At 72.1% G+C, this 19,012-nt stretch carries 17 protein-coding genes; 5 read left to right on the forward strand and 12 right to left on the reverse strand.

Translation table 11 applies throughout. The features are described from left to right. Positions 1-223: 223 nt before the first annotated feature. Positions 224-796 (forward strand): cob(I)yrinic acid a,c-diamide adenosyltransferase, encoded by a 573-nt coding sequence (locus V1J52_RS04680; RefSeq protein ID WP_330138298.1) that lies wholly within the window; start codon positions 224-226, stop codon positions 794-796. Between the two features lie 49 nt (positions 797-845). On the opposite strand, the gene V1J52_RS04685 is transcribed toward V1J52_RS04680, so the two are convergent. From V1J52_RS04685 to V1J52_RS04710, 6 genes are all read right to left on the reverse strand, one after another. Continuing rightward, the gene (locus V1J52_RS04685) at positions 846-1,814 is read right to left on the reverse strand and encodes a COG1470 family protein (RefSeq protein WP_330138299.1); all 969 of its coding nucleotides are present in this window, start codon (positions 1,812-1,814) and stop codon (positions 846-848) included. Between the two features lie 107 nt (positions 1,815-1,921). Then, positions 1,922-3,064, reverse strand: coding sequence for a DUF6801 domain-containing protein (locus tag V1J52_RS04690; RefSeq protein ID WP_330138300.1), 1,143 nt, complete (start codon positions 3,062-3,064; stop codon positions 1,922-1,924). A gap of 381 nt (positions 3,065-3,445) precedes the next feature. Next, positions 3,446-4,006, reverse strand: a complete 561-nt coding sequence (locus tag V1J52_RS04695) for a hemerythrin domain-containing protein (RefSeq protein ID WP_330138823.1) — start codon at positions 4,004-4,006, stop codon at positions 3,446-3,448. Positions 4,007-4,053: 47 nt separating this feature from the next. After that, on the reverse strand, positions 4,054-5,256 hold the full coding sequence (locus tag V1J52_RS04700) for a hypothetical protein (RefSeq protein WP_330138301.1): 1,203 nt from the start codon (positions 5,254-5,256) through the stop codon (positions 4,054-4,056). Between the two features lie 146 nt (positions 5,257-5,402). After that, entirely contained in the window at positions 5,403-5,606 is a 204-nt protein-coding gene (locus tag V1J52_RS04705; protein ID WP_330138302.1) for an antitoxin, read from the reverse strand. Between the two features lie 151 nt (positions 5,607-5,757). Further along, positions 5,758-6,354, reverse strand: coding sequence for a hypothetical protein (locus V1J52_RS04710; protein ID WP_330138303.1), 597 nt, complete (start codon positions 6,352-6,354; stop codon positions 5,758-5,760). 159 nt (positions 6,355-6,513) lie between these two features. Between V1J52_RS04710 and V1J52_RS04715 the strand changes: the two genes are divergently transcribed. Both V1J52_RS04715 and V1J52_RS04720 read left to right on the forward strand, forming a co-directional pair. Next, complete coding sequence (locus V1J52_RS04715; RefSeq protein ID WP_330138304.1) at positions 6,514-7,704, forward strand: sensor histidine kinase; 1,191 nt, start codon at positions 6,514-6,516, stop codon at positions 7,702-7,704. Next, positions 7,701-8,363 (forward strand): response regulator transcription factor, encoded by a 663-nt coding sequence (locus tag V1J52_RS04720; RefSeq protein WP_330138305.1) that lies wholly within the window; start codon positions 7,701-7,703, stop codon positions 8,361-8,363. The genes V1J52_RS04715 and V1J52_RS04720 overlap by 4 nt, the downstream gene beginning before the upstream one ends. Before the next feature lie 241 nt (positions 8,364-8,604). Here V1J52_RS04720 and V1J52_RS04725 read toward each other — a convergent pair whose 3' ends face one another. Further along, entirely contained in the window at positions 8,605-9,783 is a 1,179-nt protein-coding gene (locus V1J52_RS04725) for a helix-turn-helix domain-containing protein (protein WP_330138306.1), read from the reverse strand. 423 nt (positions 9,784-10,206) lie between these two features. On the opposite strand from V1J52_RS04725, the gene V1J52_RS04730 reads away from it, so the two are divergent. After that, entirely contained in the window at positions 10,207-11,763 is a 1,557-nt protein-coding gene (locus V1J52_RS04730) for a glycosyl hydrolase family 18 protein (RefSeq protein ID WP_330138824.1), read from the forward strand. Positions 11,764-11,989: 226 nt separating this feature from the next. Beyond that, positions 11,990-13,822, forward strand: a complete 1,833-nt coding sequence (locus tag V1J52_RS04735) for a glycosyl hydrolase family 18 protein (protein ID WP_330138307.1) — start codon at positions 11,990-11,992, stop codon at positions 13,820-13,822. A 134-nt stretch (positions 13,823-13,956) separates the two neighbouring features. On the opposite strand, the gene V1J52_RS04740 is transcribed toward V1J52_RS04735, so the two are convergent. The 5 genes from V1J52_RS04740 to atpA all read right to left on the reverse strand — a co-directional run bounded on the left by V1J52_RS04740 (position 13,957) and on the right by atpA (position 18,956). After that, positions 13,957-14,409, reverse strand: a complete 453-nt coding sequence (locus tag V1J52_RS04740) for a DUF2550 domain-containing protein (protein WP_330138308.1) — start codon at positions 14,407-14,409, stop codon at positions 13,957-13,959. Positions 14,410-14,544: 135 nt separating this feature from the next. Then, on the reverse strand, positions 14,545-14,928 hold the full coding sequence (locus V1J52_RS04745; RefSeq protein WP_330138309.1) for a F0F1 ATP synthase subunit epsilon: 384 nt from the start codon (positions 14,926-14,928) through the stop codon (positions 14,545-14,547). Positions 14,929-15,019: 91 nt separating this feature from the next. Beyond that, the gene (atpD, locus tag V1J52_RS04750; RefSeq protein ID WP_330138310.1) at positions 15,020-16,462 is read right to left on the reverse strand and encodes a F0F1 ATP synthase subunit beta; all 1,443 of its coding nucleotides are present in this window, start codon (positions 16,460-16,462) and stop codon (positions 15,020-15,022) included. Positions 16,463-16,464: 2 nt separating this feature from the next. After that, on the reverse strand, positions 16,465-17,382 hold the full coding sequence (locus V1J52_RS04755; RefSeq protein WP_330138311.1) for a F0F1 ATP synthase subunit gamma: 918 nt from the start codon (positions 17,380-17,382) through the stop codon (positions 16,465-16,467). 2 nt (positions 17,383-17,384) lie between these two features. After that, positions 17,385-18,956, reverse strand: coding sequence for a F0F1 ATP synthase subunit alpha (gene atpA, locus V1J52_RS04760; protein WP_330138312.1), 1,572 nt, complete (start codon positions 18,954-18,956; stop codon positions 17,385-17,387). Positions 18,957-19,012 lie beyond the last annotated feature (56 nt).

A 19,012-nucleotide genomic window follows, 5' to 3' on the forward strand; every position in this document is an offset into this window, starting at 1 on the left:
GTGTCCCCTCGACGGTCGTTGGCGGGTGTTCTCAGCCGGACCATAGCGCCCGTGAGGGCCCGGTGGGCGGCGAAGAGATACGCGTCACGTCTCATCTGATGGACATCACATCGGATCATTACCGAGCAGGCGGCACACCCCAGTTGGGCCGGACACCACCCGCCCGCACCCCCGCGCGCCGTCCCCCGGCAGGGCCCGCCGGTGAGGGGCTAGGGTCGGCCGCATGGTCAATCTGACGCGCATCTACACCCGCACCGGGGACGACGGCACGACGGCGCTCGGTGACATGAGCCGCACCGCGAAGACCGACACCCGCATTTCGGCGTACGCCGACGCGAACGAGGCGAACGCCGCCATCGGGGTGGCGATCGCGCTGGGCGGACTGCCCGAGGACGTCACTGCGGTGCTCACCCGCGTGCAGAACGACCTGTTCGACGTCGGCGCCGACCTCTCGACGCCGGTCGCCGAGAACCCCCAGTACCCGCCGCTGCGCGTCGAGCAGAGCTACGTCGACCGGCTGGAATCCGACTGCGACCGCTTCCTGGCCGACCTGGAGAAGCTGCGCAGCTTCATCCTGCCCGGCGGCACGCCGGGGGCCGCCCTGCTGCACCAGGCGTGCACGGTGGTGCGGCGGGCGGAGCGCTCCACGTGGGCCGCGTTCGCCGAGCACGGCGACACGATGAACCCGCTGACCGCCACCTACCTCAACCGCCTGTCCGACCTGCTGTTCATCCTGGCCCGCACGGCGAACCGGGAGCAGGGCGACGTGCTGTGGGTGCCCGGCGAGAACCGCTGAGCGGGGCGCGGGGGCGGAGGCCGGTGCGCGGCTCCGCCCCCGCGCGGCCTCACTCCCGCGGGGCGGCGTCCGCCGCCCCGCGCCTGCGGCGCAGCAGGAGCAGCGCCAGCACGGTGAGCAGCAGCACCACGGCGGCCAGCAGCAGCCACGGGACGACGAGGAACGACGTGCTCGCGCTGGCCCGCTGCCCGGTCGCCTCGTCGGTGACCGTCACGGTGACGTCACCCCTGTCCATCGCGGGCGGCTTTGTCCACGACTCAAAGAGCCGCACCCGCTCCCCGGGGAGGAGTTCCAGGGGGACGGCCCCGGCCGCGCGCTCGACCAGTTCCCGGCCGAACACGCCCTCGGCCGCGAGGCGCACCTCGGGCCGCAGCGTCACGTTGCCGCTGTTGACGAGCGTGTACCGGATGGTCGCCGGATCGTCCCCCGTGCCGGGGACGGCGGGCGCCTCGTACTCCCAGCGCACGTCCTCCACCTCCACGGCGGGCTTCCGCTCGCCGGTCACCTGGAGGTAGACCCGGGCGCCGACGGCCTGGCGCACCCCCACGCCCACCGCTCCCCCGGCCTTGCGGACCTCCTGGTCGAGCGCGATGACGGCACCGGGGTGGTCCCCCGGCTCGGCGTTGGTAGGCACCGTGAGGGTGAAGGGCACCGTGGTCCGGCCCCCGGCGGGAATCCGCAGCTTCTCGCGGTCCAGACGCAGCCAGACGCCGACGCCCCGGTGCTCCTCCTCGGCGCCGCGCACGGCGAAGCCGCCGTCGCGCGGGGTGTTGTAGGCGTCCGCGCCGTAGAGGTGGAACGTCCTCGCGGAGCCGGAGAGGTTGGCGACGGTGACCTCGTCCCGCACGGTGGAACCGGGCGCGGCCTCCAGCCGGAAGTGGGCGCGGCCTTGGACGTCTTCGCCCGTGGCGGGGAAGACGGACCACTTGCCGTTGTCCGCCGCGTGCGCCGGTGGCGCGACCGGCGAGAGCAGCAGGCCGAGGACGAGTATCAGGAGTGCGGACGCTCGTGCGCGCATGGGTGGGGACCCCCTGGGACACCTGGGACTGGGATGCCTGGGACGGGAAGGGGGTGGGCCGGCCGCTGCGGCCGGCCCACCCCGGGGTGGTGCCGGGGACCTGGGCGTCAGGTCAGGGTGAGGGTGAGCACGCTGGAGTACGTGCCGGGGGCGGCCAGCTCCGGGACGTCCAGGGAGAGCCCGGCGTCCACGGCGAACTCACCACCGGTGGCATCGGCGTCCGGAGCGCTGGCCAGGGCCGCGCCCTCGCTGCCCACGACACCGGGGGAGCCGGCGACGCAGGTGCTCTGCGAGCCCGCGGCGGCCACGCAGGACGGGTTCCAGCTCAGGTTCTCCGCGGGGATGGTGTCGCCGTCGCCGGTGAAGTCGGTGACCTTGCCGGTGAGCGACCAGCCGGCCGTGCCACCGCGGAAGTCCTCGACCGTGACCGTCTGGAGGTCACCCGTGGAGGTGCCGCCCGCGCCGTAGTCGACGGGGGTCATCTCGACCGTGTCGCCGGCCTGGGACATCGACAGCGAACCGCCGCGCACCGAGGTCCTGAGGTTCTGGCTGCCGTCGCCGACGGGCTCCTCCGGCTCCTCCGGCTCCTCCGGCTCCTCGGGCTCCTCCGGCTCCTCGCCGGGGCCGGTCTCGACGATCTCGAAGGTGTGCAGCACCGTGTTCTGGTCCTGCGGCGCCAGGGTGCACGGCGCGTCGAAGGTGCCGAGTCCGGTCTCGCCGCCGGTGGCGGTGCGGGGCGTCATCGTCAGCGTCAGCGCGTTGACGTTGATCGTCGCCGTGCCGGTCTGGTTGAAGGTCAGCGACGGCGACTCGCCGAAGGCCAGGACCTCGAACGGGGCCGGCGGGTTCGGCACGGGCGTGCTGGGAACGGTGTTGACGACCGACAGGTCGAGCGCGCCGGACGGCAGCTCGACGGTGACGTCGGCCGTGGCGGTGCCCTCGACGGTCACGCCGCCCACCAGGCCCATGCCCTGGGCGGCCTTCGCGCTGACCTGCGTGACGGCCTCGATGGCGAAGGCTCCGGTGGGCTGGCCCTTCTCGACGGTCGCCGGCATGTCCGAGTTGATCTCGACGCTGATCGGGTCGGCCCCGATCAGCGGGAGGACGCAGCTGTAGGTCTGCGTCAGCGACACCGGCTCGGCCGAGGCGGGACCGGCGGCGGCGAGACCGAGCATGCCCGCGGCCATTCCGGCCGCGGTGACGGCCCCGAGCGCTGCCCTGGAACGGGGCTTCCGTCTGTGGACTCCCATGAGTTACCTCTCCGGTTCCAAGATCGGCGCCGCGTACACCGCCACGTCCGCCGGAATACCGGTCGCCGCAGCCCGGTAAACGATCGCGGGCCGAAATACCATTGACGCGGTAATGCACGTGAAATGCGGGACGGGGTCGGCCGTGCGCTGAGCGCCTCAGATCGATACGAACGGGTTGTGGATCGGTAAATTACGGATCAGTAGCCAACGGGGTCAAGGCCGTGAACTCCAGGAAATCCGAAACAGGACGGCGCCGGGAATTCTTGCGCGCCGCATGAGTACACGCAATTCCCGCTTCATCACCCGCTGAGTGCGCACACGAGTGCCGGAGCCGGCGGGAACCGGCTCCGGCACTCGGAGGGAAGATCCGCGGCCCGTGCTTCAGCCGCGGTCGCCCATCGCCTTGCGCACCGCGTCACGCGTGCGGTCGATCAGGGCGGCGACGGGCCCCGCGGCCATGTTCGCCGGCCCCGACTCGACGCCGGGGTGCGGCCGGGTGGGCGCCATCGCCTCGGCGGCCTTCACGGCCTTGGCCATCGAGGCGAGCTGCTGCGCGCTCATCGTCCGGCGCAGCTTGGTGAACTCGTACCGTTCCTCGGCGCGCGCGTGCTCCATGACGTCCCGGCGCAGCTTCTGCAGCTTCGGGCCGAAGTCCGGGTCGTCCGGGTCCATGTCGTCCAGGCGGCTGAGCTGCTCCTTGGCCTCCTTCTCCTCCGCGAGGCGTTCCTCGACGACCTGGTCCCCGCCGTCGAAGGCGCGGCGGGCGGCCGGGTGGACGACCTCCTCCTCCGCGGTCTCGTGCACGGCGAGCATGCGGACCAGACGCCGGAAGGCGTCGCGCCGCTCGTCGCCCCGGCTCTGCTCCACCTCGTCGAAGAGGTTGCGCACCTCGCCGTGCTGCTGCATCAGCAGCGCCACGACGTCCTTTCCGGCGTCACGCATGCCGGACTGGGCCTGTTCTGTCACGGTGTCCTCCGCCTCGGTGCCGGTCAGTGGGCGGCGCGCAGGGACGGCACCGGGTGCTCGCCCTCCGTCTGGAGCCGGTACTCGCCGCCCATCATCTCGCGGTGCCGTTCCATCAGGCGCTCGCTGGGCGGGGCCTGGCCGTCGTTGAGCTTCTCCTGCATGCGCTCGAACCGCTCGTGGGCCTCGCGCACGTAGCCGGCGCCCAGCGTGGTGAGGTCGATCTGGGTGTCCAGCAGCTCGCGGAGGTACTCCTTGTTGGGCTCGAAGGTGAGCACCTGCGGGAGCTGCGGGGCCAGCACCTGCTCGGGCTCGCGCCCGTCGTGGCGGCGCATGAGGTCGCAGGCGACGTGCAGGTGCTCCAGCTCCATGTTCAGGTGCAGCTCCCAGATGGCCTTGATCCGCGGGTCGCTCTCCTGCTCCATGAACGAGTAGTACAGGTAGCACTCGTTGTACTCGTGGTTGACGAGCTGCTCCCACCACGTCTCCCCCGGGTCCACCAGGGACTCGTAGTGGGTGACGTGCTCCTCCTCGATGAGCCCGATCTCCTGGTAGAGCTGGCGGGCGATGGGCTCCATGTACGTCGGGCCGACGTTCATGTAGAAGTTCATCGTCTGCTGTTCGGCCGACATGACCGTCAGCGCGTGCAGCTTGGACAGCGGGTCGGCCGTCGTGCGGTCGTACGGGTCGCGGACGTTGTCCACCGGGTCGCGGTGGTGGAACTTCGTCGGACGCCCCGGCATGACCTCGGTGAGGCCGTCGACGATCTTCTCCGCCTTGCGGTGCTCGATCATCTCGTACAGGTTGGCGTACCGGTACAGGTGGTCGAAGTCCTCCAGGACGCCGAACTGGTACGCCTGCTTGAGGTACGGGTCCGGCTCCATGCGGGCCACCCATGCCGTGAGGTCCACGGCGACCTGCTCGTAGGCGATGGTCGTCTCCAGCACGGAGGACACTCCGGGCAGCAGCCAGTTCACCACCTTCTGCTGCTGCGCCTCGATGTAGCGGGTGGAGGCGAGCTGCCGCTTGACCTGGGGGTCGGGGCAGTGCCGGGCCATCTGGTGGCTGAAGAGGATCGCTTCGACCTCGATGCCGTTCATGGTGATGATCCGGCACCGGGTGTACGGGTCGCAGTGGTCGGGGTCGATGGGCTCGACATCCAGCTCCCGCCAGTTGCGGAGCTGGCGGTCCAGCGGGATGCCCCGCTGCTCCAAGGGGTTGAACGACATACGCGCCTCCTGGTCGACGAGGGACCCAGCGCGAGTGCCCCCTTCTGCCCGGATGGAACCCGAAAACCCGCACACCGCCCGAACAGCCGCCGGACGCCCCCGCGGCACGTGGTCCCGGGGGCGTCCGCCGTCGCGTACCGAAGCCGTCAGGACCGGGGCGGCTGGTCACCGCCGTGCTCCGGCGGCTGCGTGCCCAGCTGGTCGTTCAGCTTGCGCTGGGCCGTGTCGACGTGCTCGCTGTGCTTGCCGCCGGTGCGGCGGTCGATCTGGTCGCCGCCCTTCTCCACGCCCTGCCGGGCCTGGCCCTCGTGGCCCTTGAGCATGCCCTTGAGCTTGTCCTTCATGGACATGGCAGTCCCTTCGCCGATGGGCTGTGTCGTCCCTCCAGCATCACAACCGTCGCCACGTCCCGCATCCGCACACCGCTGACCAGCGCGGACCGCCGCACCGGCGCCGATGCCCCACCGCCACGCAGGCGGGCGGTGCCCCTGGCGCCGCGGGTCAGCTCCGGGAACGCTCGCCGGACGGCTGCGCCCCAGGCCCGGCGGCGGACGAAGCGGGCGGGGCGGGCGGGCGCTTCGGCCAGAGGGTGTAGCTCAGCGCGACGACCAGGCTGATCACGACGACCAGGCCCATCCGCTCCTGCCAGGCCCGCAGCGACTCGGCCCGGCCCGCGTCACCGACGTACCAGACGGCGGCCTGGAGCAGTCCGGCCGCGATGGCGGCGGCGCCGATCGCGCGGGCGGACATCTTCCACTCGTGCACCGCCCTGGCCGTGCCGTAGCGCGGCGGCCGCACCGGCGGCGGGCCGTCCGCGAACCGGTGCGCGAAGCGGGCGTCGGCCCAGCGGATCAGGTAGTGGCCGTGGGTGAGGGTGAAGCCGATGTAGACGGCGGCCAGCCCGTGCGTGAAGTCCGGCTCCGCGCCGTTGCGCAGGTCGGCGGCGGTGGCGACGAGCAGCACCACCTCCAGGACCGGTTCGCACAGCAGCACGGCCAGCCCGGCGCGGGGCATGCGGGCCAGGTAGCGCAGGGCGAGACCGGCGGCCAGCAGCACCCAGAAGGCGACCTCCACGGCGATGATGAGGGTGACGACCACGGCGTGCTCCTTCCGTCCCCCCAAGCCTCGCCGCGGCGCCGCCCCCGGGCGTCGTCGCGGGTGACGATTCCCGGCTGCACCCTTCGATGTACGGCCCGGCGTCCCCCCGTCCGCCACCTCGCCCCCGGGGCGGTCGCCGGACCGTGCTGAGATGGGGGCATGCCCCCTCCGTGCGCGCCCGGCCGCCGACCGCACCGGTCGGACGTGTGGATCGCGGCGGCCGGGCTGCTCGGCGGGCTGCTGCTGTGGTGGCTCGGCCTGTACACCGTCCAGCCGCTCGGCCGCGAGCGCGGCCAGTGGGTGCCGCTGCCGCTGGCGGTGATGTGCCTGGCCGTGCTGGGCCGTCGCACCGCGCAGCCCTGGGCCCTGTGCCTGGCGGTGGCGGCCCTGGCCGCCGACCAGCTGACCGGAGGCGTGCTGCCGACACTGCTGATGTTCACCGACGTCGTCTACGCGGCCGTCCTGTACGGAACGCCGCGCGCGGCCCGGCTGCTGCCGCCGTGGTCGGTGGCCGCCAGCGTCGCGTTCACCGCCGGGCTGCTGGCGCTGCTGCGCGAGCCGGAGGCGCTGCTGCTCGGCATCCTCTTCGCCGGTGTCACCGCGGCCCCCGCGTACACCGGGCTGCTGGTGCGCACCCACCAGGACGCGGCGGCCGCCGAACGGCTGCGGGCGGAGCAGACCGCGCTCCTGGCCGAGATGGACCGCGCCCAGGCGGTGACCGCCGAACGCGCCCGCATGGCCAGGGAGCTGCACGACGTGGTGGCGGGCCACCTCTCGGCGGTCGCCCTGCACGCGACGGCCGCGCAGGCGCGCGAGGAACCGGCGGCGACCGCCCGCGCGCTGGCGGTGATCCGCGAGAACAGCGTGCAGGGCCTGGCGGAGATGCGCCGCCTGATCGGCATCCTGCGGACCCCGGGGGACGAGGAGGCACCGGCCGCAGCCCCGACACTGGCCGGCCTCGACGCGCTGGTGGCGGCCGCCCGGACCGGCGGAGCGGCGAACGGGCTGCGCTTCACCCTGCACGACGAGCGGGCCGGCGGGCCGCCGCTGCCCGCGCCCGTCGAACTGGCCGCCTACCGTGTCGTGCAGGAGTCCCTGACGAACGCGCTCAAGCACGCCGCCCCCGGGGAGGTCACCGTGCGGCTGGCCCGTGAGGACGGGCTGGTGGTGACGGTCGGCAGTCCGCTGGGCCCGCGCGGCGGCCCGCGCGTCCCGGGCACGGGCACCGGCCTCGTCGGCATGCGCGAGCGGGTGGAGCTGCTGGGCGGGACGTTCGACGCGGGCGCGCGCGAGGGCGCCTGGCGGGTGTCCGCCCGGCTGCCCCTGACCGAAGGAGCACCTCGCCCATGACGATCCGGGTCCTGGTCGCCGAGGACCAGTCGGCCGTACGGGCCGGTCTCGTCCTCATCCTGCGCGGCGCGCCTGGCATCGACGTCGCCGGGGAGGCGGCCGACGGACAGGAGGCGGTGCGGCTGGCCCGCGAGCTGCGGCCCGACGTCGTCCTGATGGACGTGCGGATGCCGCGCCTGGATGGTGTGTCGGCCACCCGGCAGGTGGTGGCCGAGGAGCTGGCGGACGTCCTGGTGCTGACGACGTTCGACCTGGACGAGTACGTCCTCGGCGCGCTGCGGGCCGGGGCCGCCGGTTTCCTGCTCAAGGACAGCGACGCCGCGACGCTCGTGGACGCCGTCCGCACCGTCGCCCGCGGGGAGGGCGTGGTCGCGCCTGCGGTGACACGGCGGCTGATCCGGGAGCTGGCCGCCCCGGCGGCGGCGTCAGCGGGCCCGGCGCGGGACGCGCCCGCGGAGCTGGCCGCGCTCACCGCGCGGGAGCGCGAGGTGCTCGGCCTGCTCGGCGAGGGCCTGGCGAACGCGGAGATCGCCGCGGCCCTGTCCATGGCCGAGGCGACGGTGAAGACGCACGTCAGCCGGATCCTGCGCAAGCTCGGGTTGCGCAGTCGCGCCCGGGCCGCCGTCCGGGCCCGCGAGTGGGGTGTCACCGGCCGGTGAGCACGGCCCCTGCCGCGGGCGGGCGGCGCGGGCCCGTACGTCAGGCCGGCACGGCGGCCCGGGCGCGTCCTGCCTGTCCCGCGCCCGTCCCGCGCGACGCCTGGGACGAGCGGCGTCACCGCAGGTCAGAGCCGTCCCACTGATGAGGCGTCCCACGTTGCCGGCGCGGGGGTGCGCGGGCGGGCCGCCGGCGGCCATGCTCGCTCGTACCGGGGCGAACTCCGGTGCGAGCGAAGGGGTGTCAGGTGAGAGATGTCCGCGGGGCCCGGCGGCTGCTGCCGGGGCCGGGTGGTGTGTGGGCCGCGGCGTACCGCCAGAGGGTCCGGGGCTTCTCCTGGTGGCGGGCGGCCGTGCCCGTGCCGCGTCCGGCGATCGGCTGACCGGCCGCCGCCACCCCGGCGGAGACGCTGGCCGCCTGGTGGGCGCCGGGCCGGTAGCGGTTCTCGTCGGTGGGGGCCTCGGACAGCGGTGAGGCCCCGCCCGGGGCGGTGCAGACCTCCGCCGCCTCGCCCAGCGTCGCGCAGGCCCGGGCGGACGCCGGGTAGGGCGCTTCCACCATGGGCGAGTAGGTGTCCCGGTCGTAGCTGATCGACCGCTCGTGGCTCACGCCCCCCGGCCCGGCCACGCGGGCGGTGTCCCCCACCGCCGCCTCGGTGATCCGCGCCCAGGCGGCGCGGCACTGCGGGCTGTACCGCAGCTCCAGGTAGACGTCGCCGATCTCCCGCACCGCCGCCGTCCAGACCCCGATGTGGCAGCCGAGCCGGGTCGGGTCCTTGCCCCGGCACTCGAAGCCGACGCAGCCCGGGGCGTGCGGGGTGCCGTCCCCGGTGGCCGACGCGGCGCTCCCGACGGCGGCCTCGTCCGCGCCGTCCGCGCCGTCGCGTCCCTGTGCCAGGCCGAAGCCCGCGGCGAGCCCGACGACCAGCCCGGCCACGGCGAGGAGCAGCGGGAGGAGCCCGGTTCCGCGCACGTGCGGCACGCGCGGAAGGCGTCCGGCGCGTCCGGCCGCCGCGGACCACCGGCGCTGCGGCGCGTCAGCCGCCGGTGCGGGGGCGGGCGCTCCGGCCGGCGGGCCGCCCGGTGCGCCGTCCGCCGCCGGGGTCTGCGGCCGGGTGTCGCCCAGCAGGCTGCGCAGCACCAGCAGCCGGGCCGGGTCGACGCCGACGGCCCGTCCGAAGGCACGCAGGGCCTGTTCCGGCGGCAGTGCCTTGCCGTTGAGGTAACGCTCCCAGGACGACTTGCTGTAGCTGGTGCGCTGCGCGAGCGCGGCGAGCGTGAGCCCGCTGCGGGCGCGCAGCCTCCGCAGTTCTCCGGCGAGGTCGGACGGGGCCGGCGGGCCGCCCCGGTCCGCGCCGTCCCCGCCCGTTCCGCCGCGCGCGTCCCGCCCGCCGCCTGCCTGTCCGTCGCGGTCCGCCGTCATGGGCGGTGCCACCCCCTGCTCGCCGTGCTTGACGCCTGCTCAGACGCACACCCCAACGTTACGCTGGAGCCCCACCGGGAGCGGAGGGGCCTGCGCCGCGAGCGCTGCGGTACGGCACGGAGCCGCCGGTCCTCCGATGGCGTCTTCGGCCCGGCGCGGAGCGGTCAGTTGGTACTCCGTCATGTTCATCATCTGGTCCAGACCTATTGACCAGTGGTCCAGACCTCCTTAGTGTCACTTGGCAACTGCGAGCAGCGTGTCAGGCACAGGTCACGCTCACCGGGCGGCGCAGCGATTCCCGTCGGACCGGCCCCCGCCGGCCCCAGCTCTGGAGCGCTCTTGAGAACGGAACGCAACACCCCACGTCGCGTCACACGCCGGGCCGTCGCGGCCGCGGCGGCACTGCTCATCCCCCTGGGCGGCATGGTCGCCCTCGCCCCCTCGGCCCAGGCCGCCGAAGGAGCCACGGCAACCTTCGCCCGCACCGCGGACTGGGGTACCGGCTTCGAGGCGAAGTGGACGATCAAGAACACCGGCGACACCACCCTGAACGGCTGGGAGCTGGAGTGGGACTTCCCCGCCGGCACCAGTGTCAGGAGCCACTGGGAAGCCAAGGTCACCAAGGACGGCAACAGCTACACGGCCGTCAACGCGGGCTGGAACGGCACGCTCGCGCCGGGCGCGAGCGTCAGCTTCGGCCTCTCCGGCAGCGGCGCGGGCGACCCGAGCGGCTGCCTCATCAACGGCCAGCCGTGTGACGGCTCCGGCGAGCCGGACCCCGAGCCGGACCCGGACCCCGAGCCCGACCCGGACCCGGAGCCCGACCCGGACCCCGAGCCGGAGCCGGAGCCCACGCCGCCGGGTGAGTACGTCAACCTCGGCTACTTCACCGAGTGGGGCGTCTACGGCCGCGACTACCACGTCAAGGACCTGGTCACCTCCGGCTCCGCCGAGAAGCTCACCCACATCAACTACAGCTTCGGCAACGTCCAGGGCGGCGAGTGCACCATGGGTGACGCCTACGCTGCCACGGACAAGGCGTACACCGCCGCCGAGTCCGTCGACGGCAAGGCCGACACCTGGGACCAGCCCCTGCGCGGCAACTTCAACCAGCTCCTGAAGCTGAAGGAGATGTACCCGCACATCAAGGTGCTGTGGTCCTTCGGCGGCTGGACCTGGTCCGGCGGCTTCACCGACGCCATGAAGAACCCGGCCGCGTTCGCGTCCTCCTGCTACGACCTGCTGCACGACCCGCGCTGGGAGGGCCTGTTCGACGGCATCGACCTCGACTGGGAGTACCCCAACGCCTGCGGCCTGAGCTGCGACGAGAGCGGCCCTGAGGTCCTTGAGGACATGATGCGCGTCTTCCGCGCCGAGTTCGGTGACGACCAGCTCCTGACCGCGGCCATCACCGCTGACGGCTCGGACGGCGGCAAGCTCGACGCGGCCGACTACGGCGGCGCGGCGCAGTACATCGACTGGTACAACGTCATGACGTACGACTACTTCGGCGGGTTCAACAAGAACGGCCCGACGGCGCCGCACTCCCCGCTGACCGCGTACGACGGCATCCCGGCCGAGGGCTTCAACTCCGCCGCGGCCATCGACAAGCTGAAGGCCAAGGGCGTCCCGGCCGACAAGCTGCTGCTGGGCATCGGCTTCTACGGCCGCGGCTGGACCGGCGTCACCCAGTCCGCCCCCGGCGGCTCCGCCACCGGCCCGGCCCCGGCCACCCACGAGGCCGGCATCGAGGACTACAAGGTCATCAGTGAGCGCTGCCCGGTCACCGGCACCATCGCCGGCACCGCCTACGCGCACTGCGGCAACGAGTGGTGGAGCTACGACACCCCGGCCACCATCGACGGCAAGATGGACTGGGCCAAGCAGCAGGGCCTCGGCGGCGCCTTCTTCTGGGAGACCAGTGGCGACACCGCCGACGGTGAACTGATCACCGCCATCCACCAGGGGCTGAACGGCTAGTCCCGGCACCTCCGCCCCGGACCGCCGGGGAGACGGCCCGCCCGCCGTCTCCCCGGCTTTTCTCGTGCCCACGAACTTTGGTCCAGACCTATTGACCGTTGGTCCAGACCACTTTACGCTCCCACTCGAACTGTGGTGAGCACGTCAGGCCCGCCTCCAGGCGGCGGCGCTCTCATCGGGCGGCGCAGGTTCCACGTTCCATCGGATACGAACCGAGGAGCTCGTCTTGAACCACGGAACCATCAGGCGCAGAACCATCGCGGTCCTCACCGCGCTACTCCTTCCGCTGGCGGCGCTCACCGGACTGGCCAGCACGGCCCAGGCCGCCGACACGTCCGCGACCGCGACGTTCACCAAGACCTCCGACTGGGGCACCGGCTTCGGGGGGCAGTGGACGATCAAGAACACCGGCACCACCGCCATCAACGGCTGGACCCTGGAGTGGGACTTCCCCGCCGGGACGACCGTCGGCTCCTTCTGGGACGCCAACGTCACCAGCAGCGGCGGCCGCTACACCGCCAAGGACCGCGGCTGGAACGCCACCATCGCCCCCGGCGGCACCGCCAGCTTCGGCTTCAACGGCACCGGCGGCGGCAGCCCGAGCGGCTGCACCCTCAACGGCGCCTCCTGCACCGGCGGCGGAGGGCCCGGTGACAACCCGCCCTCCGCTCCCGGCACCCCCACCGCCTCCCAGGTCGGCCAGACATCGGTGACGCTCGGCTGGTCCGCCGCGACCGACGACAAGGGCGTCAAGAACTACGACGTCTACCGCGGCACCACCAAGGCGGGCACCGTCACCGGCACCTCCTTCACCGACAGCGGACTGACCAAGGACACCGAGTACACCTACACCGTCCGCGCCCGCGACACCGCCGACCAGGTCGGCCCGGCCAGCAGCCCCCTGCGCGTGCGCACCACGGGCGGCGACGAGGAGCCCCCGCCCCCGCCCGGAGCCCTCAACGTCGGGTACTTCACCGAGTGGGGCATCTACGGCCGCAACTACCACGTCAAGGACATGGTGACCTCCGGCTCCGCGCAGAAGCTCACCCACATCAACTACAGCTTCGGCAACGTCCAGGGTGGCAGGTGCACCATGGGCGACTCCTTCGCCGCCATCGAGAAGTCCTACACCGCGGACCAGTCCGTCGACGGCAAGGCCGACACCTGGGACCAGCCCCTGCGCGGCAACTTCAACCAGCTCCTCAAGCTGAAGCAGAAGTACCCGCACATCAAGGTGCTGTGGTCCTTCGGCGGCTGGACCTGGTCCGGCGGCTTCCCCGCTGCCATGCAGAACCCCACGGCCTTCGCCAAGTCCTGCTACGACCTGGTGCACGACCCGCGCTGGGAGGGCCTGTTCGACGGCATCGACCTCGACTGGGAGTACCCCAACGCCTGCGGCCTGACGTGCGACAACAGCGGCTCCGAGGTCATGGAGACCATGATGCGCGCCTTCCGCGCCCAGTTCGGTGACGAGCTGCTGACGGCCGCCATCACCGCCGACGCCTCCAGCGGCGGCAAGATCGACGCGGCCGACTACGGCGGCGCGGCCCAGTACGTCGACTGGTACAACGTCATGACGTACGACTTCTTCGGCGCCTGGGCGGCGCAGGGACCGACCGCGCCGCACTCCCCGCTCACCGCCTACGACGGCATCCCGGCCGACGGCTTCAACTCCGCCGCCGCCATCAACAAGCTCAAGGCCAAGGGCGTCCCCGCGCAGAAGCTGCTGCTGGGCATCGGCTTCTACGGCCGCGGCTGGACCGGCGTCACCCAGTCCGCACCCGGCGGCACCGCCACCGGCCCCGCCCCGGGGGCGTACGAGCAGGGCATCGAGGACTACAAGGTGCTCAAGGCGCGCTGCCCGGCCACCGGCACCATCGCCGGCACCGCCTACGCGCACTGCGGGAACCAGTGGTGGAGCTACGACACCCCGGCCACCATCGACGGCAAGATGGACTGGGCCAAGCAGCAGGGCCTCGGCGGCGCCTTCTTCTGGGAGCTGAGCGGGGACACCACGAACGGGGAACTGATCACGGCCATCCACAACGGCCTGAAGTGATCCCCGTCCCCTGATCCACCCCCCACGGCCGGGGTGGCGGTCCGCCCGCCGCCGCCCCGGCCAGCCGCACGTCCGCGCCCCTCGCCGGGCGCCCCGGCCCCGCCCGTCACGCCACGTCCGTCGGGCCCCGCCCGTCAGGCCACGTTGACGCGCTGGCCCGGGGGCGCGGCCTCCAGCCAGGCCAGGAACCCGGTCAGCGCGTCCTCGCTCATGGCCAGCTCCACGCGGGTGCCCCGCAGCAGGCACGTGAGCACCAGCGCGTCCGACAGCAGCGCCAGCTCCTCCTCGCCGCGCGGCGTGCGCCGCTGGAGCACCTCCACGGCCTCGCGGTCAAGCATCCGGCGCGGGCGGGGAGCGTAGGAGAAGACCCGGAACCACTCGACCCGGTCACCGCTGTACCGGGCGACGCCGTAGCTCCAGCCCTTGCCCGAAGGGTCCTCGGACTCGTCCTTCGGCACGTCCCAGCGCAGGCTGCAGTCGAAGGTGCCGCCCGAGCGCTGGATCAGCCTGCGGCGCAGGCCGAAGACGAACAGCGCCAGCAGGACCAGCGCCACGAACGTTCCGCACAGCACCAGGGCGAGGGCCATGTGTCACCGACCTCCTCGCAAATCCCTGCGTGCCGCGCGCGGTGCGCGGACCGCCTCCAATGATGGCTCAGCCGCGGACCGTCCCGGAGCAGGACTCCGGGGCCGTCCGCGGCTGAGTGAGCAGTGCGTGCGGGTTCAGCGTGCGACCGCCACTGCCCGCAGCCGGACCTCGGCACGTCGTTCCGCCGACGCGTCCTGGTCCGCCTTCGCCTGGTCGAGCGCCCGCTCGGCGCGCTCGACGTCGATCTCGTACGACAGCTCCGCGATCTCGGCCAGCAGCGACAGCTTGTCGTCCGCGAACGAGATGAAACCGCCGTGCACCGCCGCGATCACGGTGCCGTCACCGGTCTCCCCGGTGGTGCGGATGGTGACCGGGCCGGACTCCAGCACACCGAGCAGCGGCTGGTGGCCGGGCATGACACCGATCTCACCCGAAGAGGTGCGCGCGACGACCAGCCTGGCCTCACCCGACCAGACCCGGCGGTCGGCGGCGACCAACTCGACGTGCAGCTCAGCCACAGTGGCTCCTCAGACTGGGATTTCCAAAGGATACGGGGTGCGGACGGCGAGGGGCGGACGGACCCGCCCCTCGCCGCGTCGGGGCCCGGCGTCAGGAGACGCCGAGCTCCTTGGCCTTGGCCTTGAGGTCGTCCAGGCCACCGCACATGAAGAACGCCTGCTCCGGGAAGTGGTCGTAGTCACCGTCGGCGATGGCGTTGAACGCGGCGATGGACTCGTCCAGCGGCACGTCGGAGCCGTCGAGGCCGGTGAACTGCTTCGCCGCGTGGGTGTTCTGCGACAGGAAGCGCTCGATGCGGCGGGCGCGGTGGACGGTGAGCTTGTCCTCCTCGCCCAGCTCGTCGATGCCGAGGATGGCGATGATGTCCTGGAGGTCCTTGTACTTCTGGAGGATCCCCTTGACCCGGGAGGCGCACTCGTAGTGCTCCGCCGAGATGTAGCGCGGGTCCAGGATGCGGGACGTGGAGTCCAGCGGGTCCACCGCCGGGTAGATGCCCTTCTCCGAGATCGGACGCGAGAGCACCGTCGTGGCGTCCAGGTGCGCGAACGTCGTCGCCGGGGCCGGGTCGGTCAGGTCGTCGGCGGGGACGTAGATCGCCTGCATCGACGTGATCGAGTGGCCGCGGGTGGAGGTGATGCGCTCCTGGAGGACACCCATCTCGTCCGCCAGGTTCGGCTGGTAGCCCACCGCGGAGGGCATGCGGCCCAGCAGCGTGGAGACCTCGGAACCGGCCTGGGTGAAGCGGAAGATGTTGTCGATGAAGAACAGCACGTCCTGCTTCTGCACATCGCGGAAGTACTCCGCCATGGTCAGACCGGCCAGCGCCACCCGCAGACGGGTGCCCGGGGGCTCGTCCATCTGGCCGAAGACCAGCGCCGTCTGCGGCAGCACGCCCGACTCGGCCATCTCCTCGATGAGGTCGTTGCCCTCACGGGTGCGCTCACCGACACCGGCGAACACGGAGACGCCCTCGTGCAGCTTCGCCACACGCATGATCATTTCCTGGATGAGCACGGTCTTGCCGACGCCGGCGCCGCCGAACAGACCGATCTTGCCGCCCTTGACGTACGGGGTCAGCAGGTCGACGACCTTGAGGCCGGTCTCGAACATCTCGGTCTTGGACTCGAGCTGGTCGAAGGCCGGGGCCTTGCGGTGGATCGGCCAGCGGTCGGTGACCTCGGACTCGGCCTCCGGCTCGTTGAGGATCTCACCGAGGGTGTTGAACACGCGGCCCTTGGTGACGTCACCGACGGGCACCGTGATGCCGTTGCCGGTGTCGGTCACCGGGGCCTGGCGGACCAGACCGTCGGTGGGCTGCATGGAGATGGCGCGCACCAGGCCCTCGCCGAGGTGCTGCGCGACCTCCATCGTCAGCTTCTTGGTGGCGCCCGCCGCGGCCGGGTCGGCGACCTCGACCGTGAGGGCGTTGTAGATCTCCGGCATCGCGTCGACGGGGAACTCCACGTCGACGACCGGGCCGATGACCCGCGCGACGCGGCCCGTCGCGGCGGCCGTCTGAGCAGTGGTGGTCATAGTTATCGGTCACTCCCCGCAGAAGCGTCGGCCAGCGCGCTGGCACCACCGACGATCTCGCTGATTTCCTGGGTGATGTCGGCCTGGCGGGCCGCGTTGGCAAGCCGCGTCAGCGACTTGATGAGGTCTTCCGCGTTGTCGGTCGCCGACTTCATCGCCCGGCGGCGCGCCGCGTGCTCGGAGGCGGCGGCCTGCAGCAGGGCGTTGTAGACCCGCGACTCGACGTACCGCGGCAGCAGCGCGTCGAGCACCTCCTCGGCGGACGGCTCGAAGTCGTACAGCGGCTGCACGCGCTTGTCACCGCGCGCCTCCACGGCCGACGGCTCCAGGGCGAGCGGCAGCATCCGGCGCTCGACCGGGCTCTGCGTCATCATCGAGACGAACTCGGTGAAGACGATGTACAGCTCGTCCACCCCACCGTCGGCGGAGTCCCGTCCGACGGCTTCGATGAGCGGCGCGGAGACCCGCTTCGCGTCGGCGTAGGCGGGGCTGTCGCTGAAGCCCGTCCACGACTCCTTCACCCCGCGGCCGCGGAAGTTGAAGTACGCGACGCCCTTGCGTCCGATGACGTAGGTGTCGACCTCCTTGCCCTCACCGGAGAGCCGGGCCGTGAGCTGCTCCGCCGCCTTGATGGCGTTGCTGGAGTAGCCGCCGGCCAGACCGCGGTCGCTCGTGACGAGCAGCACCGCGGCCCGCTTCGGCGCCTCCGCCTCGGTGGTCAGCGGGTGCTTGACGTCCCCGCCGCCCGCCACGGCGGTCACCGCGGCGGTCAGCTCGTCGGCGTACGGCGTGGAGGCCGTCACCTGGCGCTGCGCCTTGACGATGCGCGAGGCGGAGATCATCTCCATCGCCTTGGTGATCTTCTTGGTGGCCTTGACGGACTTGATCCGCCGTTTGTAGACCCGGACCTGGGCACCCATGCTCAGCCCTCGCCCAGGAGCTTGCCGTCCGAGGTCTCGAACTGCCGCTTGAAGCCGTCGATGACCTCACGGAGCTTGCCGAGCGTGTCGTCCGACATCTTGCCGCCCTCGCGGATGCCGGTCATCAGGTCCTTGTGCTCACGGTGCAGGTAGTCCAGCAGCTCCTTCTCGAAGCGGCGGACGTCGGCCACCGGCACCTCGTCCATCAGACCGGTGGTGCCGGCCCAGATGGAGACGACCTGGTTCTCGGTCGGGTACGGCGCGTACTGGCTCTGCTTGAGCAGCTCGACCATGCGCTGGCCCCGCTCCAGGGACGCCTTGGACGCGGCGTCCAGGTCCGAACCGAAGGCGGCGAACGCCTCCAGCTCGCGGAACTGGGCCAGGTCCACGCGCAGCCGGCCGGAGACCTGCTTCATGGCCTTGTGCTGGGCCGAGCCACCGACACGGGAGACCGAGATACCGACGTTCAGCGCCGGGCGCTGGCCCGCGTTGAACAGGTCGGACTCCAGGAAGCACTGGCCGTCGGTGATGGAGATGACGTTGGTCGGGATGAACGCCGACACGTCGTTGGCCTTGGTCTCGACGATCGGCAGACCGGTCATCGAGCCCGCGCCCATCTCGTCGGAGAGCTTCGCGCAGCGCTCCAGCAGCCGGGAGTGCAGGTAGAAGACGTCACCCGGGTAGGCCTCGCGGCCCGGCGGGCGGCGCAGCAGCAGGGACACGGCGCGGTAGGCGTCGGCCTGCTTGGACAGGTCGTCGAAGACGATCAGGACGTGCTTGCCCTGGTACATCCAGTGCTGGCCGATGGCCGAGCCGGTGTAGGGCGCCAGGTACTTGAAGCCCGCCGGGTCGGACGCCGGGGCGGCGACGATGGTGGTGTACTCCAGCGCGCCGGCCTCCTCCAGCGCGGCACGCACGCCCGCGATGGTGGAACCCTTCTGGCCGATGGCGACGTAGATGCAGCGGACCTGCTTGCCCGGGTCGCCGGTGCGCCAGTTGTCGCGCTGGTTGATGATCGTGTCAACGGCGAGGGCCGTCTTGCCGGTCTGCCGGTCGCCGATGATGAGCTGACGCTGGCCGCGGCCGACCGGGGTCATGGCGTCGACGGCCTTGTAGCCCGTCTCCATCGGCTCGTGGACCGACTTGCGCTGCATGACCGTGGGGGCCTGCAGCTCCAGCGCGCGGCGGTCGTCGGACTCGATCTCGCCGAGGCCGTCGATGGCGTTGCCCAGCGGGTCGACGACCCGGCCGAGGTAGCCCTCGCCCACCGGCACGGAGAGGACCTCGCCGGTGCGGCGCACCGTTTGCCCCTCCTCGATGCCGCTGAACTCGCCGAGGACCACGGCACCGATCTCGCGCTCCTCAAGGTTGAGGGCGAGGCCGAGGGTGCCGTCCTCGAACTTCAGCAGCTCGTTCGCCATGGCCGAGGGCAGACCCTCGACCTTCGCGATGCCGTCACCGGCAACGCTGACCGTCCCGACCTCTTCGCGCGAGGCCGCGTCCGGCGTGTACGACTGAACAAAGTTCTCCAGCGCGTCCCGGATCTCATCCGGCCGGATCGTGAGCTCCGCCATCTGGGTTCCCTGCTCTCCTTGTTGGGCCCGTATGTATCTGCTACGGCCCAACTCGG

This window comes from Streptomyces solitudinis, assembly GCF_036323765.1.
In the GTDB taxonomy this organism is placed as follows: domain Bacteria; phylum Actinomycetota; class Actinomycetes; order Streptomycetales; family Streptomycetaceae; genus Streptomyces.